This window comes from Rhodanobacter sp. FW106-HT46G03 (assembly GCF_058789895.1).
Genome location: NZ_JBYTCC010000001.1, coordinates 2,075,168 through 2,100,659 on the forward strand (window position 1 = coordinate 2,075,168; position 25,492 = coordinate 2,100,659).

The 25,492-nt window shown below is 65.1% G+C and carries 28 protein-coding genes and 1 tRNA gene; 18 read left to right on the forward strand and 11 right to left on the reverse strand.

Annotated features, from left to right (window positions below; genetic code table 11):
* Positions 1-156 precede the first annotated feature (156 nt).
* Positions 157-834 carry a dienelactone hydrolase family protein gene (locus AC3WP6_RS08960; RefSeq protein ID WP_492627377.1) on the forward strand — a complete coding sequence of 226 codons (678 nt, stop codon included), beginning with the start codon at positions 157-159 and terminating at the stop codon, positions 832-834.
* A complete protein-coding gene (locus tag AC3WP6_RS08965; RefSeq protein WP_492627378.1) occupies positions 831-1,247 on the forward strand; it encodes an HIT domain-containing protein in 417 nt (138 codons plus the stop codon). The genes AC3WP6_RS08960 and AC3WP6_RS08965 overlap by 4 nt, the downstream gene beginning before the upstream one ends.
* A 210-nt stretch (positions 1,248-1,457) precedes the next feature.
* Here the strand turns inward: AC3WP6_RS08965 and AC3WP6_RS08970 are convergent, their stop codons facing one another.
* The 3 genes from AC3WP6_RS08970 to apbC all read right to left on the reverse strand — a co-directional run bounded on the left by AC3WP6_RS08970 (position 1,458) and on the right by apbC (position 3,814).
* Positions 1,458-1,970: a hypothetical protein gene (locus AC3WP6_RS08970; RefSeq protein WP_492627379.1), complete on the reverse strand. Its 513-nt coding sequence runs from the start codon at positions 1,968-1,970 to the stop codon at positions 1,458-1,460.
* Positions 1,971-2,064: 94 nt separating this feature from the next.
* Entirely contained in the window at positions 2,065-2,634 is a 570-nt protein-coding gene (gene dcd, locus AC3WP6_RS08975; RefSeq protein ID WP_492627380.1) for a dCTP deaminase, read from the reverse strand.
* Between the two features lie 82 nt (positions 2,635-2,716).
* Positions 2,717-3,814 carry an iron-sulfur cluster carrier protein ApbC gene (gene apbC / locus AC3WP6_RS08980; RefSeq protein WP_492627381.1) on the reverse strand — a complete coding sequence of 366 codons (1,098 nt, stop codon included), beginning with the start codon at positions 3,812-3,814 and terminating at the stop codon, positions 2,717-2,719.
* A gap of 157 nt (positions 3,815-3,971) precedes the next feature.
* Here apbC and AC3WP6_RS08985 point away from each other — a divergent pair, with 157 nt between their 5' ends.
* The 11 genes from AC3WP6_RS08985 (at position 3,972) to phoU (ending at position 13,831) form a co-directional block, all read left to right on the forward strand.
* The gene (locus AC3WP6_RS08985; protein WP_492627382.1) at positions 3,972-4,433 is read left to right on the forward strand and encodes a DUF2147 domain-containing protein; all 462 of its coding nucleotides are present in this window, start codon (positions 3,972-3,974) and stop codon (positions 4,431-4,433) included.
* 127 nt (positions 4,434-4,560) lie between these two features.
* Positions 4,561-6,618 (forward strand): methionine--tRNA ligase, encoded by a 2,058-nt coding sequence (metG, locus tag AC3WP6_RS08990; protein ID WP_492627383.1) that lies wholly within the window; start codon positions 4,561-4,563, stop codon positions 6,616-6,618.
* Between the two features lie 46 nt (positions 6,619-6,664).
* Complete coding sequence (rsxB, locus tag AC3WP6_RS08995) at positions 6,665-7,267, forward strand: electron transport complex subunit RsxB (RefSeq protein ID WP_492627384.1); 603 nt, start codon at positions 6,665-6,667, stop codon at positions 7,265-7,267.
* 4 nt (positions 7,268-7,271) lie between these two features.
* Entirely contained in the window at positions 7,272-7,919 is a 648-nt protein-coding gene (gene nth, locus AC3WP6_RS09000) for an endonuclease III (protein WP_492627385.1), read from the forward strand.
* Between the two features lie 66 nt (positions 7,920-7,985).
* Positions 7,986-8,417 carry a DUF2501 domain-containing protein gene (locus tag AC3WP6_RS09005; protein WP_492627386.1) on the forward strand — a complete coding sequence of 144 codons (432 nt, stop codon included), beginning with the start codon at positions 7,986-7,988 and terminating at the stop codon, positions 8,415-8,417.
* A 39-nt stretch (positions 8,418-8,456) separates the two neighbouring features.
* Positions 8,457-9,113, forward strand: a complete 657-nt coding sequence (gene rnt / locus AC3WP6_RS09010) for a ribonuclease T (protein ID WP_492627387.1) — start codon at positions 8,457-8,459, stop codon at positions 9,111-9,113.
* 133 nt (positions 9,114-9,246) lie between these two features.
* On the forward strand, positions 9,247-10,257 hold the full coding sequence (gene pstS / locus AC3WP6_RS09015) for a phosphate ABC transporter substrate-binding protein PstS (protein ID WP_492628669.1): 1,011 nt from the start codon (positions 9,247-9,249) through the stop codon (positions 10,255-10,257).
* A gap of 150 nt (positions 10,258-10,407) precedes the next feature.
* Positions 10,408-11,385: a phosphate ABC transporter permease subunit PstC gene (gene pstC, locus AC3WP6_RS09020; protein ID WP_492627388.1), complete on the forward strand. Its 978-nt coding sequence runs from the start codon at positions 10,408-10,410 to the stop codon at positions 11,383-11,385.
* A complete protein-coding gene (gene pstA, locus AC3WP6_RS09025) occupies positions 11,382-12,251 on the forward strand; it encodes a phosphate ABC transporter permease PstA (RefSeq protein WP_492627389.1) in 870 nt (289 codons plus the stop codon). Before pstC ends, pstA begins: the two co-directional genes overlap by 4 nt.
* Positions 12,244-13,017, forward strand: a complete 774-nt coding sequence (gene pstB / locus AC3WP6_RS09030; protein WP_492627390.1) for a phosphate ABC transporter ATP-binding protein PstB — start codon at positions 12,244-12,246, stop codon at positions 13,015-13,017. Before pstA ends, pstB begins: the two co-directional genes overlap by 8 nt.
* Positions 13,018-13,138: 121 nt before the next feature.
* Positions 13,139-13,831: a phosphate signaling complex protein PhoU gene (gene phoU / locus AC3WP6_RS09035; RefSeq protein WP_492627391.1), complete on the forward strand. Its 693-nt coding sequence runs from the start codon at positions 13,139-13,141 to the stop codon at positions 13,829-13,831.
* 379 nt (positions 13,832-14,210) lie between these two features.
* Here the strand turns inward: phoU and AC3WP6_RS09040 are convergent.
* From AC3WP6_RS09040 to tpiA, 3 genes are all read right to left on the reverse strand, one after another.
* Positions 14,211-14,295, reverse strand: a tRNA-Leu gene (locus tag AC3WP6_RS09040).
* Between the two features lie 8 nt (positions 14,296-14,303).
* Complete coding sequence (gene secG, locus AC3WP6_RS09045) at positions 14,304-14,753, reverse strand: preprotein translocase subunit SecG (RefSeq protein WP_492627392.1); 450 nt, start codon at positions 14,751-14,753, stop codon at positions 14,304-14,306.
* A gap of 23 nt (positions 14,754-14,776) precedes the next feature.
* A complete protein-coding gene (gene tpiA, locus AC3WP6_RS09050; protein ID WP_492627393.1) occupies positions 14,777-15,526 on the reverse strand; it encodes a triose-phosphate isomerase in 750 nt (249 codons plus the stop codon).
* A gap of 128 nt (positions 15,527-15,654) precedes the next feature.
* On the opposite strand from tpiA, the gene AC3WP6_RS09055 reads away from it, so the two are divergent.
* The gene (locus AC3WP6_RS09055; RefSeq protein ID WP_492628670.1) at positions 15,655-16,473 is read left to right on the forward strand and encodes an SDR family NAD(P)-dependent oxidoreductase; all 819 of its coding nucleotides are present in this window, start codon (positions 15,655-15,657) and stop codon (positions 16,471-16,473) included.
* Positions 16,470-17,144 carry a DUF6445 family protein gene (locus AC3WP6_RS09060; protein ID WP_492627394.1) on the forward strand — a complete coding sequence of 225 codons (675 nt, stop codon included), beginning with the start codon at positions 16,470-16,472 and terminating at the stop codon, positions 17,142-17,144. Before AC3WP6_RS09055 ends, AC3WP6_RS09060 begins: the two co-directional genes overlap by 4 nt.
* 64 nt (positions 17,145-17,208) lie before the next feature.
* On the opposite strand, the gene AC3WP6_RS09065 is transcribed toward AC3WP6_RS09060, so the two are convergent.
* The 4 genes from AC3WP6_RS09065 to orn form a co-directional block, all read right to left on the reverse strand.
* The gene (locus AC3WP6_RS09065) at positions 17,209-18,144 is read right to left on the reverse strand and encodes an isopenicillin N synthase family dioxygenase (RefSeq protein ID WP_492627395.1); all 936 of its coding nucleotides are present in this window, start codon (positions 18,142-18,144) and stop codon (positions 17,209-17,211) included.
* A gap of 109 nt (positions 18,145-18,253) precedes the next feature.
* Positions 18,254-19,600: a phosphoglucosamine mutase gene (gene glmM, locus AC3WP6_RS09070; RefSeq protein ID WP_492627396.1), complete on the reverse strand. Its 1,347-nt coding sequence runs from the start codon at positions 19,598-19,600 to the stop codon at positions 18,254-18,256.
* Positions 19,601-19,652: 52 nt separating this feature from the next.
* Entirely contained in the window at positions 19,653-20,567 is a 915-nt protein-coding gene (gene folP, locus AC3WP6_RS09075) for a dihydropteroate synthase (protein WP_492627397.1), read from the reverse strand.
* Positions 20,564-21,130, reverse strand: a complete 567-nt coding sequence (orn, locus tag AC3WP6_RS09080) for an oligoribonuclease (protein ID WP_492627398.1) — start codon at positions 21,128-21,130, stop codon at positions 20,564-20,566. Before orn ends, folP begins: the two co-directional genes overlap by 4 nt.
* Before the next feature lie 54 nt (positions 21,131-21,184).
* On the opposite strand from orn, the gene sbcB reads away from it, so the two are divergent.
* Both sbcB and AC3WP6_RS09090 read left to right on the forward strand, forming a co-directional pair.
* Entirely contained in the window at positions 21,185-22,618 is a 1,434-nt protein-coding gene (gene sbcB / locus AC3WP6_RS09085) for an exodeoxyribonuclease I (RefSeq protein WP_492627399.1), read from the forward strand.
* Between the two features lie 11 nt (positions 22,619-22,629).
* Positions 22,630-23,319, forward strand: coding sequence for a DUF2461 domain-containing protein (locus tag AC3WP6_RS09090; protein WP_492627400.1), 690 nt, complete (start codon positions 22,630-22,632; stop codon positions 23,317-23,319).
* On the opposite strand, the gene AC3WP6_RS09095 is transcribed toward AC3WP6_RS09090, so the two are convergent.
* Positions 23,286-24,593: an MFS transporter gene (locus AC3WP6_RS09095; protein ID WP_492628671.1), complete on the reverse strand. Its 1,308-nt coding sequence runs from the start codon at positions 24,591-24,593 to the stop codon at positions 23,286-23,288. The two genes, AC3WP6_RS09090 and AC3WP6_RS09095, sit on opposite strands and share 34 nt — an antisense overlap.
* Before the next feature lie 190 nt (positions 24,594-24,783).
* On the opposite strand from AC3WP6_RS09095, the gene aqpZ reads away from it, so the two are divergent.
* Positions 24,784-25,479: an aquaporin Z gene (aqpZ, locus tag AC3WP6_RS09100; RefSeq protein ID WP_492627401.1), complete on the forward strand. Its 696-nt coding sequence runs from the start codon at positions 24,784-24,786 to the stop codon at positions 25,477-25,479.
* Positions 25,480-25,492 lie beyond the last annotated feature (13 nt).

Sequence of the window (25,492 nt, forward strand, 5' to 3'; positions counted from 1 at the left end):
CGAAACGATGTTGGCAGTCTACGCGCCGACAAGTGAAGGCCATCGATGCACTCGCCATCACCGCCCAACCGTCACCTCGCGGGATTGCGTTGCGGCAAAAGATCATGGCCAGGTCAAGGCTAGAATCGGAATATCGTTGCCACCGGAATCAGGCCCATGGGACACAGCATCAATATCCCCACTCAGCGCACGCGCTGCATCGGCGGCTACCTTGCCAAGCCGAAGGGCAAGCCAAAGGGCGGCGTGATCGTGGTGCAGGAGATTTTTGGCGTCACCGCACATATTCGCAGCGTCGCTGATCGCCTTGCGGCGGTGGGCTATACCGCCCTGGCGCCGGCGTTTTACGACCATCTCGAAGCCGGTCTGGAACTTGCCTATGACAAAAGCGGCGTCACCCGCGGCAAACGCCTCGCCGACGAGTTGGGCATGGACCGTGCGCTCGAATACGTGGCCAATGCCACCGATGCGATCCGCTCGGCCGGCAAGATCGGCGTGGTCGGTTTCTGCTGGGGCGGCACGGTAGCGTTGTTGTCCGCCATCCGCCTGGGCTTGCCGGCGGTGAGCTACTACGGCGCGCGCAACGTGCCCTACCTCGGCGTCAACCCGAAGGCACCGGTCATTTTCCACTTCGGCGAAAAGGATCGCAGCATCCCGCCAGAAGCCATCGCCCAGCACCGCGAGCTGCTGCCGGACATGCCGGTGTACACCTACCCCGGCGCCGGCCACGCGTTCAACCGCGACGTCAAGGACGACCCGCACTACCACGCAGCCAGCGCCAAACTCGCCTGGCAACGCACGCTCGACTTCTTCGACCAGCAGGTGGCTCACGCATGAGCACGCCGGACTTCGCCCTCGACCCACGACTCGAACACGACACCCGCCCGGTCGCCGAATTGCCCCTGTGCAGCGTGCGGTTGATGGACGATTTACGCTTCCGCTGGCTGATCCTCGTGCCGCGCCGCGCGAATGTGGTGGAAATCGCCGACCTTGCCGAAGCCGACCGTGCCCAGCTGTGGCGTGAAGTCGACCAGTGCGCTGCGGCGCTGCGCGGCACTGGTCCGTGCACCAAGCTCAACCTTGGCGCACTGGGCAATGTAGTGTCACAGCTGCACGTGCACGTCGTGGCCCGCATGGAAGGCGATACCGCCTGGCCGGGCCCGGTGTGGGGCGTTGCCGGCCGTCTGGCCTATGCGCCCAGCCTGCTCAAGCAGCGCACCGAAGCGCTGCAAAAAGCGTTGGCCGGCTGAAGCCAGCTGCTGCGGATCTGGCGCAGGCCAGTGCAGGTCGGACGCCTGTCGACGAAGCCGGGGTTGGGGATGCGGAATTCGACGGAACCACCGTGGCGACCAACGCGGCACCCGAGGATTGGTGCAGCTCAGGCTTCAACCCAACCCGCAGATGGGAGCGGCTCTTTACCGGATCCCATGTCCCAAATCCCCCATTCCGGCCGTCCCGGTTCAGTACCCCCGCTGCCCCGACGATTGCTGGTCCATGCGATCGCACCCGGCGGCGGATTTGCACTGCTGGCTGTCCTCGATCTTCATCGGCGTATGGTGATCCTTCAGCTCGCGGGCCTTGGTGTTCACGGCATTGATCTGGGTGATCTGTCCGTCGTTGTCGTAGTACGCGGCAAAGCCGTAGTCGATCGACATGCGCGCGAGGTATTGCAGGTGCACCTTGCGGATCTTCGAATCGCTGCTCGGCATCAAGAGCACGGTTTTCGGCAGCTTGTGGATATCGCGCAAATAGGCGAAGTGGCTGCCGGCATCCACGGCAGAAAGCACCGCGCCGTCGATCAGGAACTGGCCGTCCTTGTACGACTCGATGGTGGCGTCGAACTTGCCTTCCCACTGCGCGGCGAGCTGCTGCTGGCTTTTGACGCCTTGCTTGTGGCAACCGCCAAGCACCAACGCACTGCCCACGACGAGTGCGGCGGCGATGCGGGCCAACAGAGTGGGCAGACGGGTCATGCGGGTCTCCAGCGGGGTTCGGTCGATCAGACGGCAGAGTGTAGCGCTCGTGCGGTGCCACCTCGGCGACGCCCTGCGCAGGCTCGGCGGGCGTTCAGGTACGCGGCAGCGTCACGCCCTGCTGGCCCTGGTACTTGCCGCCACGGTCCTTGTAGCTGGTGGCGCACGGCTCGTCGGACTGGAAAAACAGCATCTGCGCCACGCCTTCGTTGGCGTAGATCTTGGCCGGGAGCGGCGTGGTGTTGGAAAACTCCAGCGTCACGTGGCCTTCCCACTCCGGCTCGAGCGGCGTGACGTTGACGATGATGCCGCAGCGCGCATAGGTGCTCTTGCCCAGGCACACCACCAGCACGTCGCGCGGAATGCGGAAATACTCCACCGTGCGCGCCAGCGCGAACGAATTGGGCGGGATGATGCATACGTCCGACACCACGTCGACGAAGCTCGCCGGGTCGAACGCCTTGGGGTCGACGATCGTGGAGTTGATGTTGGTGAAGATCTTGAACTCGCGCGCGCAGCGCACGTCGTAGCCATAGCTCGACGTGCCCCACGACACTGCGCGTCGACCGTCCTCCAAAATCTTGCACTGGCCGGCTTCGAACGGCTCGATCATGTGCTGTGATTCGGCCATGCGCCGAATCCACTGGTCGGATTTGATGGTCACTTGCGCTCCGTGGTCACGCGTCCGGCGTCGTGCGCCGCGGCGAAAGGCGGAAAGTTACCGGTTCGCGGCCGGCGCGTCGAGCTCAGGCCGCGCCGGGCACGCCACGCACCACGATCTTGCCCAGCCCCAACGACTTGTTGCGCGGCAGGAGCGACAACCGTCCCGCCGTGTTGCGCGCGATCTCGCGATAGCGCGCGGAAAGATCGGATTCGGGAATGGCATCCACCGTCGGGTTGCCGCCGTCAGTCTGTTCGCGGATACGGATATCGAGCGGCAGCGAGCCCAACAGCGGCACCTTGTAGCGCTCGGCCATGCGCTCGCCGCCGCCTTCGCCAAAGATGTGCTCCTCGTGGCCGCAGTTCGAGCACACGTGGGTAGCCATGTTCTCGACGATGCCAAGCACCGCCACCTCCACCTTCTCGAACATCTTGATCGCGCGGCTGACGTCGATCAGCGCGATGTCCTGCGGGGTGGTGACGATCACCACGCCCGACACCGGAACCTTCTGCGCCAGCGTGAGCTGGATGTCGCCGGTGCCGGGCGGCAGGTCGATGATCATGTAGTCGAGCATGTTCCAGCGCGAGTCGGTGATCAGCTGCATCATCGCCTGGGTGACCATCGGGCCGCGCCAGATCATTGGCGTGTCCTCTTCCACCAGGAACCCGATCGACATGATCTGCACGCCGTGCGCTTCCAGCGGCACGATGCTCTTGCCGTCCGGCGATTCGGGCTTGGCGTTGATGCCCAGCATGCGCGGCTGGCTGGGGCCGTAGATGTCGGCGTCCATCACGCCCACCTTCGCGCCCTCCGCCTTCAGCGCCAGCGCGAGGTTCGCGGCCACCGTGGACTTGCCCACGCCGCCCTTGCCGGAGGCCACGGCGATGATGTTCTTGACGTTCGGCAACGGCCCCAGCGTGCCCTGCACCTTGTGCGACTGGATGCGGGTGGTGACCGACACCGCCGCCGATTCGATCCCGGCATTCGCCTCCAGCGCCTGCTTTGCCTGCTGCGTGATCGCCGTGATCGCGCTGGCGGCCGGATAACCGATCAGGAGATCGACTGACACCTTCGCGCCATCCACGCCCACGGCACGGATCGCGTTGCCGAGCGGGGCACCGGTGTGGGTGTCGATCACCTCGCCGAGGAGTTGGCGCACCAAGGCTTCGTTTACCTGCGTCATGTCGGTTGGAGCTTCACTGCAATACGAGACACGACATTATGCCAGCGCCTGCCGCCACGCCGGGTGATGCAGATCAGCGGGCATGGCGCGACGCAGCTTGACGCCCCGCGCGCGCACCGGCAGGCTCCGACCATACTGCCCAGCACGGAGCGTTACGATGAAGCCCAGCAACTGCTTTGCCCTTGTCTTCGGCCTGCTGTTGGCCGCCGGCCCTGCGCTCGCCGCCAACGACACTCCGGCGGGCACTTGGAAGACCATCGACGACACCACGCATCAGGCCAAGTCCATCGTCGAGATCAGTGAACACGACGGCGAATATCAGGCAAAAATCGTGAAGCTCCTGAACCGCTCGCCGGAAGACATTGCCCGCGACGGCGACGTGGCGTTGTGCCACGCCTGCAGTGGCGCCCGCAAGGACAAGCCGATCGAGGGCATGGTCATCATGTGGGGCGTCCGCCAGGACGGCACGGTGTGGGATGGCGGCAAGATCCTCGACCCCAAGAGCGGCAAGATCTACAAGGTGAAACTCTCGATGCTGGACGGCGGACAAAAGCTCGACGTGCACGGCTACATCGGCTTCGCACTGCTCGGCCGCAGCCAAGTGTGGGAGCGTCAGTAACCCCGCTCGCAACGCGGGCTCGCAACGGGCGCACCACTCGGTGCGCCCGTTGCGTTTGGGCGGCTACACCAAGGGCCGCGCCGGCATGCGTGCCATAATGCAAGGCTCGTTTCCACGCGCAAAAACCATGAGCCGTCGCCTCCTCGTCACCAACGCCCTGCCTTACGCCAACGGCCCGCTGCACATGGGCCACTTGCTGGGCTACATCCAGGCCGACATCTGGGTGCGTGCGCAACGCATGCTGGGCAGCGACGTGGCCTATGTGTGTGCCGACGACGCGCATGGCACGCCAATCATGCTGGCGGCGGAAAAAGCCGGCACCACGCCGGAGGCCTTCATCGACGGCGTGCGCCAGGCACACGCGGCGGATTTCGCCGCCTTTGGCGTCGCCTTCGACCACTACCACACCACGCATTCGGACGAGAACCGCGAGCTTTCCAGCCTGATCTACACCCGCCTGCGCGACGGCGGCTACATCGCCAAGCGCACGATCCAGCAGTTGTACGACCCGGAAAAGCAGATGTTCCTGCCGGATCGCTACATCAAGGGTACCTGTCCGAAATGCGGCGCGCCGGACCAGTACGGCGACAACTGCGAAGTGTGTGGTGCGACCTATGCACCCACCGATCTCCTGAATCCGTATTCGGTGGTGTCCGGCGCGACACCGGTGCTGAAGGATTCGGAGCACTACTTTTTCGAACTGGGCAAGTTCGAAGCACTGCTGCGCGACTGGTTTGCCGGCAAGCGCACCGATGGCAAGCCAGTCGCCAACCCCAGCGTCGTCGCCAAGTTGCACGAGTGGCTGGATGGCGGCCTGAAAGATTGGGACATTTCGCGCGATGCGCCGTATTTCGGCTTCCCCATCCCCGATGCGCCGGGCAAGTTCTTCTACGTGTGGCTGGATGCGCCAGTCGGCTACCTCGCGAGTTTCACCGCGTTGTGCAAAAAGACCGGGCAGGAGTTCGACGATTACCTCGGTGAAGCCAGCACGGCGGAATTGCATCACTTCATCGGCAAGGACATCATCAATTTCCACGGCCTGTTCTGGCCGGCGATGCTGCACGGCGCGCATTTCCGCACGCCGACCGCGCTGCACGTCAACGGCTACCTCACGGTCAACGGCGCGAAGATGTCCAAATCGCGCGGCACCTTCATCAAGGCGCGCACCTATCTCGACGCCGGGCTCAACCCGGAGTACCTGCGCTACTACTTCGCCAGCCTCCTGAACGACACGCCGGTCGATGTCGATCTGGATCTCAAGGCGTTCGAGGATCGCGTCAACTCGCACCTCGTCGGCAAATGGGTAAACATCGCCAGCCGCACGCAAGGCTTCGTGCACAAGTTTTTTGGCGGCAAACTGGCGGCGGCATTCGACGCCGAACGCAGCGCCCTGTGGCAAACCCTGCTGGGCCACTACGACGGCATCGAGGCGCTGTACGAAGGCGGGCACTTCGCCGACCTCGCCCGCCGCTTCGTACTGATGGCCGACCTGGTCAACGGCCATATCGCCGCGAAGGCCCCGTGGACGCTGGCCAAGGACGCATCGCAATGCGCCGAACTGCATCAGGTGTGCTCGTTCGCGCTCGCCGCATTCCGCCTGCTCGCCGGGCTCTTGAAGCCGATGCTGCCGGCCACGGTTGCCGCTGCCGAAAGCTTCCTCGCCGCACCGATCACCGATTTCGCCAGCGCGCGCAATCCGCTGGCCAGCCACACCATCGGCAAGTTCACGCCACTGATGGCGCGCCTCGACCCCAAGCAGATCGAGACCATGATCGAAGCCTCGAAAGAATCCCTGGTCGCCACGCCCGCCGCAGCCCCGACCGCCGCGCCGAGCTCCGCGCCGGCAGCTCCCGGGGTCGTCTCCATCGACGACTTCGCCAGGCTCGACCTGCGCATCGGCAGGGTGCTGGCGTGCGAGGCGGTGGAAGGCTCGGTCAAGCTGTTGCGCTTCGAGCTGGACGGCGGCGCGCTGGGCAAGCGCCAGATCTTCTCCGGCATCCGCAGCGCCTACCCCGAGCCGGAAAAGCTCGTCGGCCGCAACGTGGTGTTCATTGCCAACCTCGCGCCGCGCAAGATGCGCTTCGGCCTCTCCGAAGGCATGATCCTGTCCGCCGGCACCGGCGGCACCGACCTGTTTTTGCTGAATGCGGATCAGGGCGCGCAGGCGGGCGCCACGGTACGTTGATTTTCCCGCCAGCCCAGCCTCGCGTCATCGCGGGCAGGAAACGGTCATGACGTCATCACTTGCCGACCAGATCGACGCGCTGTTGCCGCAAACCCAATGCGGGCAGTGCGGGTATCACGGGTGTCGGCCGTACGCCGAGGCCATCGCGCGTGGGGAGGCACCGATCAACCGTTGCCCGCCCGGTGGTCAGGCCGGTATTCGCAAACTGGCCGCGCTGCTGGGCGTGCCGGAAATTCCGCTCGACACCACACGCGGGGTGGAAAAGCCGCGCATGCTGGCGCACATCGTCGAGCACGACTGCATCGGCTGCACCAAGTGCATCCAGGTGTGTCCCACCGATGCGATCGTCGGCGCGCCCAAGCTGATGCACACCGTGCTCGCCGATGACTGCACCGGTTGCGAGTTGTGCGTGGCCGCCTGCCCGGTGGATTGCATCGAGCTGGTGACGATGCCCGAGACGCAGATCGACCAGCCGCATGCCGATGCGGCACGCGAGCGCTTCATCCGGCGCGAAGCCCGGCTTGCACGCGAGCAGGCTGAACGCGCCGCCCAGCTTGCGGCGCGCAAGGCCGAAGTGGATGCCGCACTGACCGCCGAAAACCCGGTGCTGGCCGCACTGGCCCGCGCCCGCGCGAAGAAGCAGGGCTGACGCCATGCCCCTGAAACGCGAGGAAGTCGTCGAGCTGTTCACCCGCCTGCGCGAGCTGAACCCGCACCCACAACCGGAACTCAAGTACGGCTCGCCGTTCGAGCTGCTGGTGGCCGTGGTGCTTTCCGCACAGGCCACCGACACCGGGGTCAACAAGGCCACCCGCAAGCTGTTCCCGGTGGCGCACACCCCGCAGGCCATGCTTGCGCTCGGCGAGGATGGCCTCAAGCGCTATATCAATACCATTGGCCTGTACAACGCGAAGGCAAAAAACGTCATTGGCCTGTGCGAGCGGTTGATCGCGCAGTGCAGTGGAGAGGTTCCGCGCACGCGCGAAGCGCTCGAAGCACTGCCCGGCGTGGGGCGCAAGACCGCGAACGTGGTGCTCAACGTCGCCTTTGGCGAGCCGACGATTGCGGTCGACACGCATATTTTTCGTGTCGCCAACCGCACCGGCCTCGCACCCGGCAAGACCGTACGCGCAGTGGAAGACAAGCTGCTCAAGGTCGTCCCCGACGAGTTCCGGAAAGACGCCCACCACTGGTTGATTCTGCACGGCCGCTACGTGTGCAAGGCGCGCAAGCCGGATTGCCCGCATTGCCCCATTCGCGACATCTGCCGCTACAAGCACAAGACGCCAGCCGAAACGTGACTGGTCGACGCTTGGCCCGACCAGCAGGCGATGTATAAGGGAGTTTCCTGCCCCGGGAGATTCCCCATGTTCCACCTGCCTGCCCGTACCGTGCTGTTGGTCGTGACGCTGTCGTTTGCCGCTGTCGCCTCGGCGCAGAGCCTCGATTCACTCAAGGGCGCCGCCGGCAATTTGCTCGGCCAAAAAACCTCCACGACGACCGCCATGCCGTCCCTCTCTTCGCTCGGCACGGCACAGAACGCTGCCGGTGTGCTCGGTTACTGCCAGTCGCATGGCTACCTGCCGAGCGCCACCGATACGCTCAAGAACAAGCTGCTCGGCAGCCTTGGCGCGCCTGCGCAAGCCAAGCAGGATCCAGGCTACCAGCAAGGCCTGAACGGCATGCTGCAGGGCGGCGACGGGCAAAGCTTCAACCTCGCAAGCCTCAAGGGCACGGTCGCCAAGAAGCTGTGTGAAAGCGTTGCCAACAAGGCGGCATCGCACTTTCTCGGCCAGTGATCGCCGCGCGTCCAAAGCCGTGACTGATATGCTTGGTGGATGGATGTTTCGAGTCACAGCATGGCCAGCCGCCTGGCCGGGCGCTTTCGCGGTTTCCTCCCTGTAGTCGTCGACGTCGAAACCGGCGGCTTCGATGCCGAACACGACGCCTTGCTTGAGATCGGCGCCGTGCTGCTGGCCATGGACGGCGAGGGTTTCCTGCACCCGCATGCGTCGGTGCACGTCAACGTGGCGCCATTTCCGGGCGCCCACCTTGACCCGCGCGCGCTGGAAGTCACGGGGATCGACCCGGACAACCCGTTACGCGGCGCCGTGGACGAACGAATCGCACTGGAGCAGGCGTTCCAGCCGGTGCGCGTGGCGATCCGCAGCCACGGGTGCCAGCGCGCTGTCCTGGTCGGCCACAACGCGCATTTCGATCTCGGCTTCATCAATGCCGCGGTGAAACGCACCGGCAACAAGCGCAACCCGTTCCACCCGTTCAGCTGTTTCGACACCGCGACACTGGCCGGCTTGGCCTACGGCCAGACCGTGCTGAGCAAGGCGGTGCAGGCGTCTGGCCGCGACTTCGATGCGCACGCCGCGCATGCCGCGCTGTATGACGCCGAGCGCACCGCGGCCCTGTTCTGCGACATCACCAATCGCTGGCATCGGCTTGAGATGCTCGAACGCGACCAGGTCGGACAAAGGCTGTAACCCGCGCGGCGGGTGTCACCTCGCTGTCACAAACCTCTCATCACTGTGCAACACGCAGACGCTGCAATGGCATCCATCGGGCATTGCCCCGCCCCCAGCAGGAGCCAACGTGTTGAAATCACCCCGCCGCACCCTGCGCTTCGGCGCGCTCGCCGTTCTCGTCTCGCTCGCGCTCACCGGCATTTCTGCCCAGGCCACCGACGTCACCGGCGCCGGATCGAGCTTCGTGTACCCGGTCATCTCCAAATGGTCGGCCAGTTACGCTGAAAAGACCGGCAACCGCGTCAACTACCAGTCCATCGGCTCAGGTGGCGGCATCGCCCAGATCAAGGCTGGCACGGTGGATTTCGGCGCCAGCGATATGCCGCTGGACGCAGCCACCCTGGCCAAATTCGGCCTTGGGCAATTCCCTGACGTGATTGGCGGCATCGTGCCGGCGCTCAACGTGCCTGGCGTGGCGCCCGGTCAGCTGGTGTTGGACGGCCCGACCTTGGCCAACATCTTCCTTGGCCGCATCGCCAAGTGGAACGCCCCTGCCATCGTGGCTTTGAACCCCGGCGTCAAGCTGCCGGGCACCAAGATCACGGTGGTACATCGCTCGGATGGTTCGGGCACCAGCTTCAACCTCACGAACTACCTCACCAAAGTCAGTCCCGAATGGAAGGCCAAGGTGGGTGAAGGCACCGCGGTGAACTGGCCGGTCGGTATCGGCGGCAAGGGCAACGAAGGCGTGTCGGCGTACGTGCGGCAGATCCCCAATGCGATCGGCTACGTCGAGTACGCCTATGCGGTGAAGAACCACATTGCCTACGCGCGGATGAAGAATGCCGCGGGCAAGGTGGTGGAGCCGAAGGCCGCCAGTTTCCAGGCTGCCGCTGCCACCGCCGACTGGGCGAGCGCGAAAAACTTCGACCTCTTGATGACCAATGCCCCGGGCGCGGAAGCCTGGCCGATCACTGCCACTTCCTGGGTGATCGTGTACAAAAAGCCGAAGAACGCCGCCAACAGCAAGGTCGTGCTCGATTTCTTCAAATGGGCCTACGAACACGGTCAGCCCGCTGCCAGCGCGCTCGATTACGTGCCGCTGCCGCCATCCCTGGTCGGGCAGATTGAGAGCTACTGGAAGGCCGAGCTCAAGCAGTGACGGGGACGCATGCGGGTCAGGTTTTGGCCCGACATGCCACGCTTTGTGTCACGATAAATCTTGGCCCACAACCGCCATGCGGTTCCGGTGGGCCGGGATTTATTCTGCTTGTACCAACCACCCGCCCCGCGACCTGATCGAAGCGTCTTGATGTCTTCCCGTTTTGACAATCCACCTACGGTTGCCACCACCGACTACCGTAGCCGCCGTGATGCGCGCCACGACACGTGGTTCCGCCGCCTGCTGAAAACCTGTGCCCTGCTGGTGCTTGCCGCCCTGCTCGGCGCAGCACTTGCCACCTTCTGGGGCGGGCGCGAAGTGCTGTTCCACGACGGCTTCCGTTTCCTCACCAACGACACCTGGAACCCGGTCGCCGATGACTACGGCGCGCTGGCGCCGATCTACGGCACGCTGGTGACCTCGTCCATTGCGCTGCTGCTGGCCGTGCCGGTCAGCTTCGGCATCGCGTTGTTTCTGACCGAACTGGCGCCACACTGGCTGCGCGCGCCGGTGGCCACCGCCATCGACCTCCTGGCCAGCATCCCGTCGATCATCTACGGCATGTGGGGCCTGTTCGTGTTCGTGCCATTCATGGCCAGCATTGAGCCGGCGCTGTCCGCCAGCCTTGGCCGCTTGCCGCTGGTCGGCGGGCTGTTCGACGGCCCACCGCTCGGCCTCGGCCTCCTGACCTCCGGCATCGTGCTGGCGGTGATGATCCTGCCGTTCATTGCCGCGGTGATGCGCGAGGTGTTTCAGACCGTGCCGGTACGGCTCAAGGAGTCGGCCTATGCGCTGGGATCCACCACTTGGGAGGTGATGTGGCACATCGTGCTGCCGTACACCCGCTCGGCGGTGATCGGCGGCGTATTCCTCGGCCTGGGGCGTGCGCTGGGCGAGACCATGGCGGTGACCTTCGTGCTCGGCAACTCCTACCTCATTACCGGCTCGCTGTTGATGCCGGGCACCTCGATTTCCTCGTCCATCGCCAACGAATTCAACGAGGCGGTGGGCATGCATCGATCGGCACTGATCGCGCTGGGTTTCCTGCTGTTCGTGGTGACGTTCGTGGTGCTGCTCATCGCCCGCCTGATGCTGCGCCAACTCGCCCGCCGGGAGGGTGAGCGATGACCCGTACGCCATATCTGCGTCGCCGGTTGACCAACCTCGTCGCGCTCGGCTTTGCCGGGCTCGCCACCGCGCTGGGGCTGGCGTTTCTCGGCTGGATTTTGTGGGTGACCCTGTCCAACGGAATCTCCGCGTTCGGGCCACGGCTGTTTACCCGCATCACCGCCTATGCGGATCAGGGCGGGCTGGCGAACGCGATCGTCGGCAGCCTCATCATGGACGCGTTGGCGCTGGCCGTCTGCGCACCGATCGGCGTGCTGGCAGGCACCTTCCTCGCTGAATACGCAAACCGCAGTCGACTCGGCACCACCATCCGGTTCTTGAACGACATCCTGCTCTCCGCGCCGTCCATCGTTCTGGGCTTGTTCGTGTACGTCATCGTGGTGCTGCCGATGTCGCGCCTCACCAACGGCGCCGTGTCGTTCTCGGGCGTGGCCGGTGCCCTCGCACTGGCACTGATCGGCCTGCCGGTGATCGTGCGCACCACCGACGAGATGCTCAAACTCGTGCCCAGCACCCTGCGCGAGGCAGCGCTGTCGCTCGGCATCCCGCAATGGAAGGTGACGGTGCAGATCCTGATGCGGGCTTCCACCTCGGGCATCGTCACCGGCGTGCTGCTGGCGCTTGCCCGGCTCGCCGGCGAAACCGCGCCATTGCTGTTCACCGCGTTCGGTAACAACTATATGGTGCTGAATCCATTGGACAAGATGGCCAGCGTGCCGGTGGCGATCTACCAGTACACCAACGACCCCGACCCCGCGCTGCACGCCATCGCGTGGGCTGGCGCGTTGCTGATCGCGCTCGCGGTGCTGGCGACCAGCCTCGTCACCCGCCTGCTGTTTTCCAGCCACAAGGTTCGTCATGACTGACCCCACTCCCACGCCGGCCAAGCTTGCCGCGCGCGGCCTCGATTTCCACTACCACGACCACCACGCACTCAAGGGCATCAACCTGGATGTTCCGGCGCGCGAAGTCACCGCCATCATCGGGCCGTCCGGCTGCGGCAAGTCCACCTTGTTGCGCGTGTTCAACCGCATCTACGCGATCTACCCCGGCTTGCGCGCCAGCGGCGAGGTGCTGCTGGACGGCGACAACATCCTGGATGCGCACTACCCGCTCAACCGCTTGCGCAGCAAGGTCGGCATGGTGTTCCAGAAGCCGGTGCCGTTCCCGATGACCATCTTCGAGAACGTCGCATGGGGTATCCGCCACCACGAACGGCTCGGCAAAACCGACATGGCCGACCGCGTCGAACAGGCACTGCGCCGTGCCGCGCTGTGGGACGAGGTGAAAGACAAGCTCAAGGCGAGCGCCCTCGGCCTCTCCGGCGGCCAGCAGCAGCGCCTGTGCATTGCCCGTGGCATCGCGCTCAAGCCCGAGGTACTGCTGCTCGACGAGCCCACCTCCGCGCTCGATCCGATCGCCACCGGCCGGATCGAGCAGCTGGTGGATGAGCTCAAGGGCGATTACACCATCGTCATCGTCACCCACAACATGCAGCAAGCCGCCCGTATCTCCGACCGTACTGCCTTCATGTACCTGGGCGAGCTGATCGAGTTCGACCACACGGAAAAGATCTTCACCCAACCGGCGAAAAAGCAGACCGAGGATTACATCACCGGAAGGTATGGCTGAGAGCCGGGATTCGGGATAACGCAGATTTCCGTGAACCCTGGCCGTTTCACCTGCTCTAAGCTTTCATCCACACACAACACCGCTCGTCCAGTTTCCATTTCCATTTTCGATTCCCTGCCCCATGCCCAACCACCTCATCAAAAGCTACGACACCGAACTCACCCGGCTCACCGGCGAACTGGTGCGCATGGGCGAATTGGCCATCCACCAACTGGATGCCGCCATGGACGCACTGGCACGCCGTGACACGGTGCTGGCGCAACAGGTGGTGGACGACGACGACGCCATCGACCGGCTGGAGCAGGAAATCGGTCAGGACGTGGTGCGCCTGCTGGCGCTGCGGGCACCGATGGCAGGAGACCTGCGCAACGTGTTTGCGGCGCTACGCATCGCCTCCGACATCGAACGCATCGGCGATTACGCGGCCAACGTGGCCAAGCGTTCCATCCCGTTGTCGCAATACGCACCGATCGCCCCCACCGGGGGACTGGCACACCTCGCCAAACTGGCCACCATCGCAGTCCGCAAGGTGCTCGATGCCTGGCGCGACCACGACGCCACGCTGGCCCGACAGGTGTGGCTGGACGACACCCAGCTCGACGACGCCTGGACCGGCTACTTCCGCCAATTGCTCACCTACATGATGGAAGACCCGCGCCACATCACACCGTGCACGCACCTGCTGTTCATGGCAAAAAACATCGAACGCATCGGCGACCACGCCACCAACATCGCCGAAAACGTGTGGTTCGTCGTGCACGGCACCCCCCTGCCCGAGCTGCGCGAAAAACGCGACCGCACCAGCACGACGTGAAGGCTGTAGCCCACGGCATCGCCCTTGTTGCGATGGCAGGCAGAAACAACAAACGATGGTCTGGTTGGAGGTCCTGATCCGTACGCCTGGTTGATACTGCTCCGCACAGCCAACGCTGGCCTGCAGGGCACACAACTGTCGTGGCAGAAAACACCGATCATCGGGCCAGGCGTTTACCACGATGGAACGGCGAATCTAGGCGCCTTGGCAACCAGAGTTACCGCGAATCGTATCGGTGACCGCCAAAGTTACCGCCAACCCGTGGCAAATCTGCAATAACCGTGCCGTTTACGGTGTGCCGATCCAAAACTCCACGCAAAGGAAAAGCCCCAAGAATCGGGGCTTTAGGGGTATCGCGGGGTATTGCGTGATGCTCAAATGGTGCCCAAGGGGGGACTCGAACCCCCACGCCTCTCGGCGCTACCACCTCAAGGTAGTGCGTCTACCAATTCCGCCACCTGGGCTTGTCTGATCAGTGCTGCTTCTGCGGGGCCGGGGCTGCCGGCACGCCGGATTGTTGCTGGTTGGTTGCTGGCGCCGCGGGTATTGCCGTATTGCTGGCCGGGGTTGCCGCCGGAACTTCCGGGTTGGCTGGTGCGGCCGGCTTTGGCACCGGCTTGACGGGCGCCTTCTGGGTTTGCCCGACACCGGCCATGACGCCAAGACTGGCGTTGGCATTTTGCTGTGCGCCGTGGCTGTGCAGGTACATGCCCATGCCAAGGCTGAGCGCGAAGAAGATGGCGCCGAGCACTCCGGTGGCCCGGGTCAGGAAATTGGCCGAGCCGCGGGCACCGAACACTGTGGCCGAAGCACCGCCACCGAAGCCGGAGCCGGCGTTCGCACCTTCACCGTTTTGCAGCAGGATCAACACGGTCATGGCCGCGCCAACCAGGATGTAAAACACGCTGAAAATGACAAACATGACAGTGATTGAGCCTGTGACGCCTAGCGGGCCGCTGCGCAGATTTCAAGGAAGTCGGAGGCGACCAACGAGGCCCCACCGATGAGCCCGCCATCCACGTCCGGTTGTGCAAACAATTCGGCGGCATTGGCCGCCTTGACGCTGCCGCCGTAAAGCAGCCGGGTCAGACGGGCAATTCTAGCATCTTCTTTTTCGAGTTGGCTACGGATGAAGGCGTGGACGTGCTGCACTTGTTGCGGTGTGGCGGCATGCCCGGTGCCGATGGCCCACACTGGCTCGTAAGCGATCATGCCGGCCTCGAACGCGCCGATGCCGCAGATGTCCAGCACCGCGCCCACCTGGTCGGCAATGACCGCATCGGTTTCACCCGCCTGGCGTTGCGCGAGTTTTTCGCCGACGCACAGCACCGGCGTGAGCCCCCCGGCCAGCGCTGCGGCAAACTTGCGGGCAACGAGCTCATTGCTTTCGGCGTGGTAATGGCGCCGCTCGGAATGACCTACCAATACCCAGTGCGCGCCACAGTCGGCCAGCATCGCGGCGGACACCTCGCCGGTATAGGCGCCTGGCTCGATATGCTCGCTGAGGTTCTGACCGCCGACACCGACGCCCGCCACGCCGCACAGGTCGGCCACGTCGGAAAGATACGGGTCGGGTGGGCAGATCAATACATCACAGTGCGTCGGGTTGGCCGCGACAATCGCCGTGCACAGCGACTTCGCCATGGCCCTGCTGCCGTACATTTTCCAATTGGCCGCAACGATTTTTTTTCGCATGATTCAACGATGTTTCCCCGAAACAAGGCGTAAATTCTAGGTGCCGCGCGTGATGCGCGGCAAACTGACAACGGTGTCTGCCGCACTGCAGTGTGCGAATGCCGGGCACCGGTCCTCATGGAGCAATGATGATTCCCGAGCATCCACTGAGCCTGGTGACAGGGGCTTCGTCCGGTATTGGTGCCGCTTTTGCGGAAGCTCTGGCGGCGCGCGGCCACGACCTCGTGCTGACCGCGCGCCGCGCCGACCGGATGCACGCGCTGGCAGCGCGATTGCACCAGCAATACGGCTGTACGCCCACTGTCCTGCCGGTCGATTTGAGCACGGACGCTGCGCCGCAACACCTGCACGAAGCGTTGCTGGAGCGCGGCTTGCACGTGGATTGGCTGATCAACAACGCCGGTTACGGTGTGCCGGGCGGTTTCATTGCCAACGCCTGGCCGATCCACGCGCAGTTCCTGCAGGTGCTGGTGACGGCACCGATCGAGCTCGCGTGGCGCCTGCTTCCCGGCATGCGCGAGCGCGGTTACGGGCGCATCGTCAACGTCGCCTCGCTCGCCGGCCTCGTGCCCGGTACTGCCGGCCATACCCTGTACGCGCCGGCCAAGGCGATGTTGATCAAGTTTTCGGAAGGGTTGGCGCTGGAAAACCGCGGGCACGGCGTCAACGTGTGCGCACTGTGCCCGGGCTTCACCCGAACGGAGTTCCACGACGTCACCGGCACTCGCACGGTGATGAACCGCTTGCCGGGTTTCGCGTGGCAAACCGCCGAAGCCGTCGCACGCGAAGGCATCGCGGCGGTCGAACGCGGCGCCCCGGTGCATGTGTCTGGCCGAGTGAACCGCGTCATCAAGACCGTGTTCAAGCTACTACCTGATCGCCTCGCCTTTCGGCTTTCGGCTCGCGAAGCCAAGCGTTACCGCAGCGCCGATGGAGCCCAGCCATGAGTTTGTTCCCGACCCAGATGCGCCCGCTGCCGTATCGCAAGCCAAGCCTCGGGCGCGATTACTGGGTGTTCGACGACGCCTTGCCCGAGCCGCTGGCACTACGCGAACGCTGCCTCGCGCGCGAGGATTGGGTGTACGGCTACCCGACCACCGCCGAGGTTTGGCCTGGCATGCGCGCGCTGCCGGCCTTGTCGACCGCGGAGCTGACCATCGTCGAAGACAAGGTGCGTGCGGCCACCGGCGCCAAAAAGCTGTGGGTCGCCACTGCGGAAGACGGCGCGCGACTCAACCACAACTGCGTCCAGGTGGTGGGTGCGGTCGAAGGCACGGTAAAGCCGCATACCGACTCGCTCGACCTGTGCCGCTACGCCGGCGTGCTGTACCTCAACCCGCAGGTATCGGACAACTGCGGCACCAGTTTTTTCCGTCAACGACTGGGCGATGGCCGGTTGGGCGGCAACATCGTGCTGCCGCCGCACCGCAACCTCGTCGACGCACTGGGCAACCGCTTCGTGCAGCCCAACGCGTTTGCGGTCGACGTGCGCGTCGCCCACCGCTTCAACCGCCTCTTGGTGTACAAGGCCAACCTGATCCACAGCGCCAACGCCTACGCGGGTTTCGACGGGATCGAGAGCAAACGCATGACGGCGGTGTTTTTCTGGATGGCGTGAACAACAGGCGCCCAGTCCGGACGATGCCCGCCCCACGACAACCGCGCAAATCCCGAATCCCGGCCTACATCAATTTGATTTCGCGCAGGCGCTGCTGCAGATACGCATGCGCGGTGATCGAGGTGTCGTAGCGGCGCGGGTTGTCGGGCGTAATGCATTCGGGCAGCGGGTCGAGTACCACGTTGGGATTGGGGTGCAGGAAGAACGGCACCGAATAACGCGGCTCGCGCGCGCTCGCGCCTTGCGGGTTCACCACGCGGTGGGTGGTGGACGGGTACACATGGTTGGTGAGCCGCTGCAGCATGTCGCCAATGTTGACCACGATGGCATCACCCTCGGTGGTGATCGGCAGCCACTTGCCTTCGCGCGTCAACACCTCAAGACCGGCGGCGCTGGCGCCAACCAGCAGCGTGATGAAGTTGATGTCCTCGTGCGCCCCGGAGCGCACGTTGGGTGCGTCGCCGTCGACGATCGGCGGGTAGTGGATCGGGCGCAGGATCGAATTGCCCTGGTCAGTCTTGTCGTCGAAGTAGTGCTCGGGCAAATGGATATGCAGTGCCAAAGCGCGCAGCACGCGCGTGCCGAGTGCATCCAGCGCCTGATAGAGCGCGCTCGCGCTGGGTCGGAATGTCGGCACTTCGAGTGGCCACAGGTTCGGCGGCATCAAGGCAGCAAACTTCGAGCCGGGCGGCAGCTCGCGACCGACATGCCAGAACTCTTTCAAGTCGGGGTAGCGACTGTCCTTCGCGGTTTCCACCTTGAACGGCGTGTAGCCGCGCGCACCGCCGACACCGGGCAGGTGGTACTTCATTTTGGTTTGCGCCGGCAGCGCAAAGAATTGGCGGAACGCGTCGTACGCGCTGTCGATCAATGCCGCGGAAATGCCATGGCCACGGATGCAGCAGAACCCGAATTCCCGGTAGGCCGCGCCAAGTTCGGCGACGAACGCCTCACGGTCAGTTTCGTAACGACGGATATCGAGGGTAGGAACGCTGTTCATGGATGGCTGCCCCGGTAAACCTGCGGTCGATGGGTGCCCCGCCACCGCAGGGGCGGGTCATGTCGGGCCACTCCACGGCGACCGGATCAGGCGCGCAGCGCCAGCCGGTTCACGAGCGTTCTGCGGCCGATTTTACGACGTCGGCAAGGCCTTGCGCCAAACGCTGCACCTCATCGGCATCGGCGCCTTCCACCGTGACGCGCACCAGTGGCTCGGTGCCGGACGCACGCAGTACCACGCGGCCGCGACCGCGCAGCGTGGTTTCCGTGGCAGCCAGGGCGGCGCGCACGGCCACGTTGGTAAGCGAGGCGCGCGCTCCGTCGGCGCGTACGTTGATCATCACCTGCGGGAGCTTGTGCAGCCCCTTGCGCACTTCGGCAAGGTCCGCACCGGCCAGCGCTTCAAGCACGGCCAGCGCTGAACAAATGCCGTCACCGGTGGTGACCCGGTCGAGACACAGAATGTGGCCCGAGGTTTCGCCGCCAAGCACACCGTGGTGTTCCTTGAGTTGTTGCAGCACATAGCGGTCGCCGACGTTGGCGCGCACCAGCGGAACATCCAGTGCCTGCAACGCGAGTTCGAGCCCGTAATTGCTCATCAAGGTGCCGACCACCGGCCCTTTGAGCAACCCGCGCGCCTTCCATGCCCGGGCGATGACGTAAAGCAGATCGTCGCCATCGGCGAGCACGCCGTGGCGATCCACCAGCTGCACGCGGTCACCGTCACCGTCGAAGGCAACACCCAGGTCGGCGTGCTGCTCGACCACCGTGCGCTGCAGGGTTTCCGGGTGGGTCGAACCAATATTGCGGTTGATGTTGAAGCCGTCGGGCTGGTTGCCAAGCGCGATCACCTCGGCGCCGAGCTCGGCAAACACCTTGGGTGCCACCTGGTAGGTGGCACCGTTGGCGCAATCGAGCACGATCTTCATGCCGGTGAGGTTGAAATCCTCCGGCACGGTGGCCTTGCAGAATTCGATGTAGCGGGTGGTGGCATCGGCGATGCGGGTGGCCTTGCCGAGCTCTTCGGACGGCACCGTGAGAAAGGCGGCGTCGATTTCCGCTTCGATCGCGTCCTCCATTTCGTCGCTGAGCTTTTCGCCCTGCGCGGAAAAGAACTTGATACCGTTGTCGTAGTGCGGGTTGTGCGAGGCGCTGATGACGATGCCGGCCTCCGCGCGCAACGAGCGCGTGAGGAATGCGATCGCCGGCGTGGGGATCGGTCCGAGCATGCGCACGTCGACCCCGGCCGAGACCAGGCCGGCCTCGAGTGCCGCCTCGAACATGTAGCCGGAGACGCGGGTGTCCTTGCCGATCAGCACGCCGCGCCGCGCACTGCCCTGGCGCTTGAGCACCGCACCGGCAGCGCGCCCGAGGCGCAGCATGAACTCCGCGTTGATCGGCCAGGTGCCAACCCTGCCGCGAATGCCGTCGGTGCCGAAGTACTTGCGCTGCGCCATGTGCCGCCGTCTCCCGAATGGATGCCCTGCCCCGCGCGGTGCTGTTCCGCTCTCAATCGTCGTCCGGCCAGCGCGGCGCAGGCGGTCGTGCATCGCGCACGGGCGCCGCATCGCCGGCGTGGACGCTGCGCCACACCGCGAGTACGTCGACGGTGGCCGCAACGTCGTGTACGCGCACCAGGCGTGCGCCACGCTGCACTGCGATCAACGCCACCGCAGTCGACGCGGCAACCCGCTCCACCGGCACCTTGCGGCCAGTGAGTTCGCCCAGCATCGACTTGCGGGAGAGGCCCACATACACGCCGCCGCCGAGGTCGGCAAAGCGTTCCAGCGCACGCAGCAGGGCCAGGTTGTGTTCGAGATCCTTGCCAAAGCCGAAACCCGGATCGAGCATGACCTTGCGCCGATCGATGCCGGCCAGCTCGCACGCCAGCAAACGATCGGCCAGGAACCGGTGCACCTCGCCGACGACGTCGTCGTAATGCGGGGCCGCCTGCATGCCGCGTGGTTCGCCCTGCATATGCATCAGGCACACCGCCACGCCAAGGCTCGCCACCACATCGAGCGCACCGTCGCGGCGCAGCGCATACACGTCGTTGACCATGCCGGCGCCAGCCGCCACCGCCGCGCGCATTACTTCCGGTTTGTACGTATCGACGGCAATCGGCAGCGTGGTTTGCCGCGCGAGTTGCTCGATCACCGGGACCACCCGGCGCAACTCCTCTTCCACCGGCACATCGGCCGCACCGGGACGAGTGGATTCGCCGCCGACGTCGAGCATGTCGGCGCCTTCGGCGGCCAGCTGCAGACCATGCTCGACCGCGTGCGCGGTATCCGCATACAACCCGCCGTCGGAAAACGAATCGGGCGTGACGTTGACGATGCCGGCAATGCGCGGGCGGTCGAACACCAGCACGCGGCCGGCGCAATCCAAGGTTGGCGCCAACATGGCATCGAGCGTGTTCATGCGTGATCCTGCCCGCCCAGCGCGCCCATGAAGCGCCGGTAGTAGCGCAGCTCCGAAATCGAGTCGTGGATATCGGACAGCGCCGTGTGTGCCGCCTCTTTGCCGAAGCCCTTGGCGATCTCCGGCACCCAGCGCTTCGCCAACTCCTTGAGCGTGGAGACATCCAGGTTGCGGTAATGGAAAAAGTGTTCGAGACGCGGCATCTGGCGATGCAGGAACCGGCGATCCTGGCAAATGGAATTGCCGCACATCGGCGACTTGCCGGCCGGCACCCATTGTTGCAGGAACGCCAGCGTCGCCTGCTCGGCCTCGGCATGATCGGCGGACGCGGTCAGCACCCGCTCCCACAAGCCGGATTTGCCGTGCTGGTTGCGGTTCCAGCTGTCCATCGCGTCCAGCGCGTCCAGCGTGTGGCGGATGGCGAACACCGGCCCCTCGGCCAGCACCGTGAGTTCCTTGTCGGTGACGATGGTGGCGATCTCCAGGATCGAGTCGCGATCCGTATCGAGACCGGTCATTTCCAGATCGATCCAGATCAAGTTCTCATCGTTCGCTTGGCTCATGATCGCTCCTTGTGAGGAGCGCAGTTTACCAGCCCCGCATGCGATCATCGCCCGATGCAAACCTTCTTCTGGCACGATTACGAAACCTTCGGTGCCGACCCGCGGCGCGACCGCCCGGTGCAGTTTGCCGGTATCCGCACCACCACCGAGCTGGAAATGGTCGGCAACCCGGTGATGGTGTTCGCGCAGCCACCGCGGGACTGCCTGCCGCAGCCGGAAGCCTGCCTCATTACCGGCATCACCCCGCAGCAGGCCGCGCGCGAAGGCGTATGCGAAGCCGATTTTGCGGCGCAGGTGCACGCGGCGCTGGCCGAACCGGGCACCTGCGGCGTCGGCTACAACTCGCTGCGTTTCGACGACGAGGTGACGCGCCAGTTGCTGTACCGCAACTTTTTCGAGCCCTACGGGCGCGAGTGGGAAAACGGCAACTCGCGCTGGGATCTGATCGACCTGGTGCGCATGTGCGAGGCGCTGCGCCCGGAAGGCATCCATTGGCCGCTGCGCGACGATGGCAGCCCAAGCTTCAAGCTCGAGCATCTGGCGCGCGCCAACCACCTGCAACAAGAGCACGCGCACGACGCGCTCTCCGACGTGCACGCCTTGATCGACCTGGCGCGCCTGCTGCGCACACGCCAGCCAAGGCTGTGGGATTGGCATTACGCGCTGCGCCGCAAGCAGCGCGTGTTCGGGCTGATCGACGTGGCGCAGATGACGCCGCTGGTGCACGTTTCCTCGCGCTACCCGGCATCCCGCCATTGCCTGACGTTGATCGCGCCGATCGCGATGCATCCCGCACGCCCCGGCGAAATCATCGTGTGCGATCTTGCCAGCGACCCACGCGCGTGGCTCGATCTGGACGAAGACGACATTGCCGACCGCGTGTTCACCGCGCGTGCCGACCTGCCCGAAGACATCGAGCGCGTGCCGCTGCGCACGCTGCGCGCCAACCGCTCACCGGCGATCGCGCCGCTGTCGGCGCTGAAAGGCGCCGACCTTGCGCGACTGCAACTCGATCCCGAACGCTGTCTTGCCCACCGCGATGTGCTGGCTGCCACCGATGGTCTGGCCGCGAAAGTTGCCCGTGTGTTCGCCCATGCCGCAAGCATCCCACCGGCCGCAGATGCCGAGCTTGCGCTCTACGACGGCTTCCTGCCCGATGCCGACAAGCGCCTGCTGCGCGACGTGCGCAGCACGCCGCCCAGCGAGCTTGCGAGCCGCGTCTTTCCCTTCCGCGACCACCGCTACGCCGAGTTGCTGTTCCGTTACCGTGCGCGCAACTGGCCGGAAACGCTCAACGCCACGGACGACGCACGCTGGAAGACATTCCGCCGCAACCGCCTCACCCGCGCCACGCCGCTCACCACGCTCACTTTCGACGATTACTTTGCCACCCTCGCCGCGCTGCGCGCCGACCCCGTGCGCGCCGACAAACTGGCCATCCTCGACCAGTTGCAGGCGTGGGGCGAAACGCTGCACGACACCCTTTGAACCGAGGCCCCATGCCGCACCACGCTTATTTCACCCCGGCCGCGTTCCGCTTCTGGCGCACGCTGGCCAAGCACAACAACCGCGAATGGTTCACCGCGCACAAGGACGACTACGAGCGCCATGTACGCGAGCCCTACCTCGCGCTCATCACCGACCTGCAGCAGCCGTTGGCGAAAATCAGCCCGCATTTTCGCGCCGACCCGCGCAAGGCCGGCGGTTCGCTCTACCGTTATTTTCGCGACACCCGCTACTCGCACAACAAAATGCCGTACAAGACCTGGCAAGGTGCGCGATTCTTCCACGAGCGCCGGCACGAAATCGTCGCCCCCGGCTTTTTCATGAACCTTGAACCCGACCATTGCTGGGCCGGCGGCGGGCTGTGGAATCCCGAGCCCGACGTGTTACATCACATCCGCGAGTTTCTTGCGGACAACCCGACCGCGTGGAAGCGCGCCACGCGCAGCAAGGCGTTCACGAGTCATCTCACCCTGCGCGGCGAAACCTTGAAGCGCCCGCCACGCGGGTTTCCGCCCGAGCACGAGCTGATCGATGATCTGAAACGCAAGGAGTTCGTTGCCGGCGCCGATTTCGACGAGGTGTTCGCCTGCTCCGCCGAGCTCCTGCCATGGCTGGTTGACTGCTTCCGCCACGTCGCGCCAATGGTGGACTACCTCTGCGCGGTGCAGGAACTGGAGTTCTGAACCTGGCGCCCGCGCGCGAGGAGCCACGCGGCCACGCCGGCACCGACCAGTGCGGTCACTGCCACATAATGCGCTGGTGCCAGCGGCCCAAAACCGCGCACCAGAAGCCCGACCAGCGGCGGCGTGAAGCCGCCGAACAGCGCATAGGCGATGTTGTAGGAAAACGACAGGCCGGAAAACCGGATTGCCGGCGGAAACGCCTCCACCATCACCACCGGCACCACGCCGACCACGCCCACGCAGAACCCCGCCAGCGCGTACAGCGGCAGGAAGTGTGCGCCGCCCGCGCGCAGGTCGACGAACAGCCACCACGTGGAAAGCGCAAGCGCCGCCGCGCCGACCAGCAGCGACCACGCGCTGCCCACGCGATCGGTCAGCCGTCCAAACGCAAGACAACCGGCGGCAAGCGCGAGCGACGCCACGGCGTTGCCGGCAAACGCCCGCGTGGCCGGCAGGTGGAAGGTGGACTGCACCAGCACCGGCGCCATCAGGATCACCACCACGATGGCCGCGGTGAGCATCCACGTGACCAGCATGGACAGCGCGATCGCACCGCGGTGGTCGCGCAGCACCAGCGCCAGCGGCAACCCGCGCGCCAATTGCTTGCGTGCGCGCATGGCCTCGAACACCGGGGTCTCCGCCAGCCAGTGGCGCAGCCACACCGCGAAGAAACCGAACACGCCGCCGGCGATGAACGGCAGGCGCCAGCCCCAGGCCAGGAGTTCCGCGTGGCTGAAATGCGCATTGATCGCGGCCGCCGCCAGCGAACCGAGCAGGATGCCGGCGGTGAGCCCCGAGGTGAGGCTGGCGCAGGCAAAACCCGTGCGTCCGCGCGGCGCGTGCTCGGCCACGAACACCCACGCGCCCGGCACCTCGCCGCCCACCGCGATGCCCTGCACCACGCGCAGACCCAGCAACAGCACCGGCGCCAGCGCGCCGATCTGCGCGTACACCGGCAACAACCCGATGGCGAGCGTGGGCAGCGCCATCAGGAAAACGCTGAGCATGAACATGCGCTTGCGCCCGGAGGTGTCGCCGTAGTGCGCCATCACGATGCCGCCCAGCGGGCGCGCGAGATACCCCGCGGCAAAGATGCCGAACACCTGCAACTGCGCCAGCCACGGCGGGGTATCCGGCGGAAAGAACAGGTGTCCGAGCGGGATGGCGAAAAACACGAACACGACGAAGTCGTAGAACTCCAGCGTGCCACCTAGCGCAGACAGCACCAGCGTGCGGATGTCGTTGCGATCCAGTCGCTGCCGGCTTGCCGGCATGACCGCCCCCGAGTCGCCCATTTCCTTCCCCTTGATGATGACGTCCGCACTGCTGCGGTGCACCACGATGTTACTCGGCTTAAGCTCGCGGCGTGCCGGCGGCAATGCAGGTGGGGAGCGCGTGGCAACGGGCTGCTTCCTGGGTGGTCGACGACACCGTGCAAACCACTCAACACGAAAGGAGCATTCGATGAATCTCGGCAAACGCATGGCGGCCGAAGCATTCGGCACCTTCTGGCTGGTTCTCGGTGGCTGTGGCGCAGCGGTGATTTCCGCCGGCTTTCCACAACTTGGCATTGGCTTCGTGGGCGTCGCCCTCGCCTTCGGCCTCACGCAGCTCACGATGTGCTACATGATCGGCCACATCTCCGGCTGCCACATCAATCCGGCCGTGTCGTTCGGCCTCGCGGCCGGCGGCCGTTTTCCGTGGAAGGAAGTGGCTCCATACGTCATCGCGCAGGTAGTCGGCGGCGTACTCGCCGGACTGGTGCTGTACGGCATTGCCTCCGGCAAGCCCGGCTTCGAGGTCGGCAACTTCGCCTCCAATGGCTATGGCGCGCATTCGCCGGGCGGCTACTCGATGGGCGCGGCAGCGCTGTGCGAGTTCGTGCTCAGCGGGTTTTTCGTGCTGATCATCATGGGTTCCACCGACAAGCACGCGTCCGCCGGCTTCTTCGGCCTCACCATCGGTCTGGCGTTGACCTTAATCCACCTCGTCAGCATCCCGGTCACCAACACCTCGGTGAACCCGGCGCGCTCGACCGGCGTGGCGTTCTACCAAGGCGGCTGGGCGGTCGACCAACTGTGGTTCTTCTGGGTGGTGCCGATTGTCGGCGGCCTCGTCGGCGGCCTGCTCTACCGCAGCCTGTGGAGCCAGCACGACTGAAGTCGCTGCCGCG

What these genes read in the sequence shown, in the direction of transcription:
- orn (WP_492627398.1), bottom strand. Translation starts at nt 21,130, where the DNA reads ATGAGCCAAGCGAACGATGAGAACTTGATCTGGATCGATCTGGAAATG.
- apbC (WP_492627381.1), bottom strand. Translation starts at nt 3,814, where the DNA reads ATGACGCAGGTAAACGAAGCCTTGGTGCGCCAACTCCTCGGCGAGGTG.
- AC3WP6_RS09095 (WP_492628671.1), bottom strand. Translation starts at nt 24,593, where the DNA reads ATGCCGGCAAGCCGGCAGCGACTGGATCGCAACGACATCCGCACGCTG.
- AC3WP6_RS09005 (WP_492627386.1), top strand. Translation starts at nt 7,986, where the DNA reads ATGTTCCACCTGCCTGCCCGTACCGTGCTGTTGGTCGTGACGCTGTCG.
- AC3WP6_RS09060 (WP_492627394.1), top strand. Translation starts at nt 16,470, where the DNA reads ATGAGTTTGTTCCCGACCCAGATGCGCCCGCTGCCGTATCGCAAGCCA.
- rsxB (WP_492627384.1), top strand. Translation starts at nt 6,665, where the DNA reads ATGACGTCATCACTTGCCGACCAGATCGACGCGCTGTTGCCGCAAACC.
- sbcB (WP_492627399.1), top strand. Translation starts at nt 21,185, where the DNA reads ATGCAAACCTTCTTCTGGCACGATTACGAAACCTTCGGTGCCGACCCG.
- AC3WP6_RS08960 (WP_492627377.1), top strand. Translation starts at nt 157, where the DNA reads ATGGGACACAGCATCAATATCCCCACTCAGCGCACGCGCTGCATCGGC.
- metG (WP_492627383.1), top strand. Translation starts at nt 4,561, where the DNA reads ATGAGCCGTCGCCTCCTCGTCACCAACGCCCTGCCTTACGCCAACGGC.
- aqpZ (WP_492627401.1), top strand. Translation starts at nt 24,784, where the DNA reads ATGAATCTCGGCAAACGCATGGCGGCCGAAGCATTCGGCACCTTCTGG.
- AC3WP6_RS09065 (WP_492627395.1), bottom strand. Translation starts at nt 18,144, where the DNA reads ATGAACAGCGTTCCTACCCTCGATATCCGTCGTTACGAAACTGACCGT.
- AC3WP6_RS08965 (WP_492627378.1), top strand. Translation starts at nt 831, where the DNA reads ATGAGCACGCCGGACTTCGCCCTCGACCCACGACTCGAACACGACACC.
- secG (WP_492627392.1), bottom strand. Translation starts at nt 14,753, where the DNA reads ATGTTTGTCATTTTCAGCGTGTTTTACATCCTGGTTGGCGCGGCCATG.
- rnt (WP_492627387.1), top strand. Translation starts at nt 8,457, where the DNA reads ATGGATGTTTCGAGTCACAGCATGGCCAGCCGCCTGGCCGGGCGCTTT.
- phoU (WP_492627391.1), top strand. Translation starts at nt 13,139, where the DNA reads ATGCCCAACCACCTCATCAAAAGCTACGACACCGAACTCACCCGGCTC.
- tpiA (WP_492627393.1), bottom strand. Translation starts at nt 15,526, where the DNA reads ATGCGAAAAAAAATCGTTGCGGCCAATTGGAAAATGTACGGCAGCAGG.
- nth (WP_492627385.1), top strand. Translation starts at nt 7,272, where the DNA reads ATGCCCCTGAAACGCGAGGAAGTCGTCGAGCTGTTCACCCGCCTGCGC.
- pstC (WP_492627388.1), top strand. Translation starts at nt 10,408, where the DNA reads ATGTCTTCCCGTTTTGACAATCCACCTACGGTTGCCACCACCGACTAC.
- glmM (WP_492627396.1), bottom strand. Translation starts at nt 19,600, where the DNA reads ATGGCGCAGCGCAAGTACTTCGGCACCGACGGCATTCGCGGCAGGGTT.
- pstA (WP_492627389.1), top strand. Translation starts at nt 11,382, where the DNA reads ATGACCCGTACGCCATATCTGCGTCGCCGGTTGACCAACCTCGTCGCG.
- AC3WP6_RS08985 (WP_492627382.1), top strand. Translation starts at nt 3,972, where the DNA reads ATGAAGCCCAGCAACTGCTTTGCCCTTGTCTTCGGCCTGCTGTTGGCC.
- AC3WP6_RS08970 (WP_492627379.1), bottom strand. Translation starts at nt 1,970, where the DNA reads ATGACCCGTCTGCCCACTCTGTTGGCCCGCATCGCCGCCGCACTCGTC.
- pstB (WP_492627390.1), top strand. Translation starts at nt 12,244, where the DNA reads ATGACTGACCCCACTCCCACGCCGGCCAAGCTTGCCGCGCGCGGCCTC.
- folP (WP_492627397.1), bottom strand. Translation starts at nt 20,567, where the DNA reads ATGAACACGCTCGATGCCATGTTGGCGCCAACCTTGGATTGCGCCGGC.
- AC3WP6_RS09090 (WP_492627400.1), top strand. Translation starts at nt 22,630, where the DNA reads ATGCCGCACCACGCTTATTTCACCCCGGCCGCGTTCCGCTTCTGGCGC.
- AC3WP6_RS09055 (WP_492628670.1), top strand. Translation starts at nt 15,655, where the DNA reads ATGATTCCCGAGCATCCACTGAGCCTGGTGACAGGGGCTTCGTCCGGT.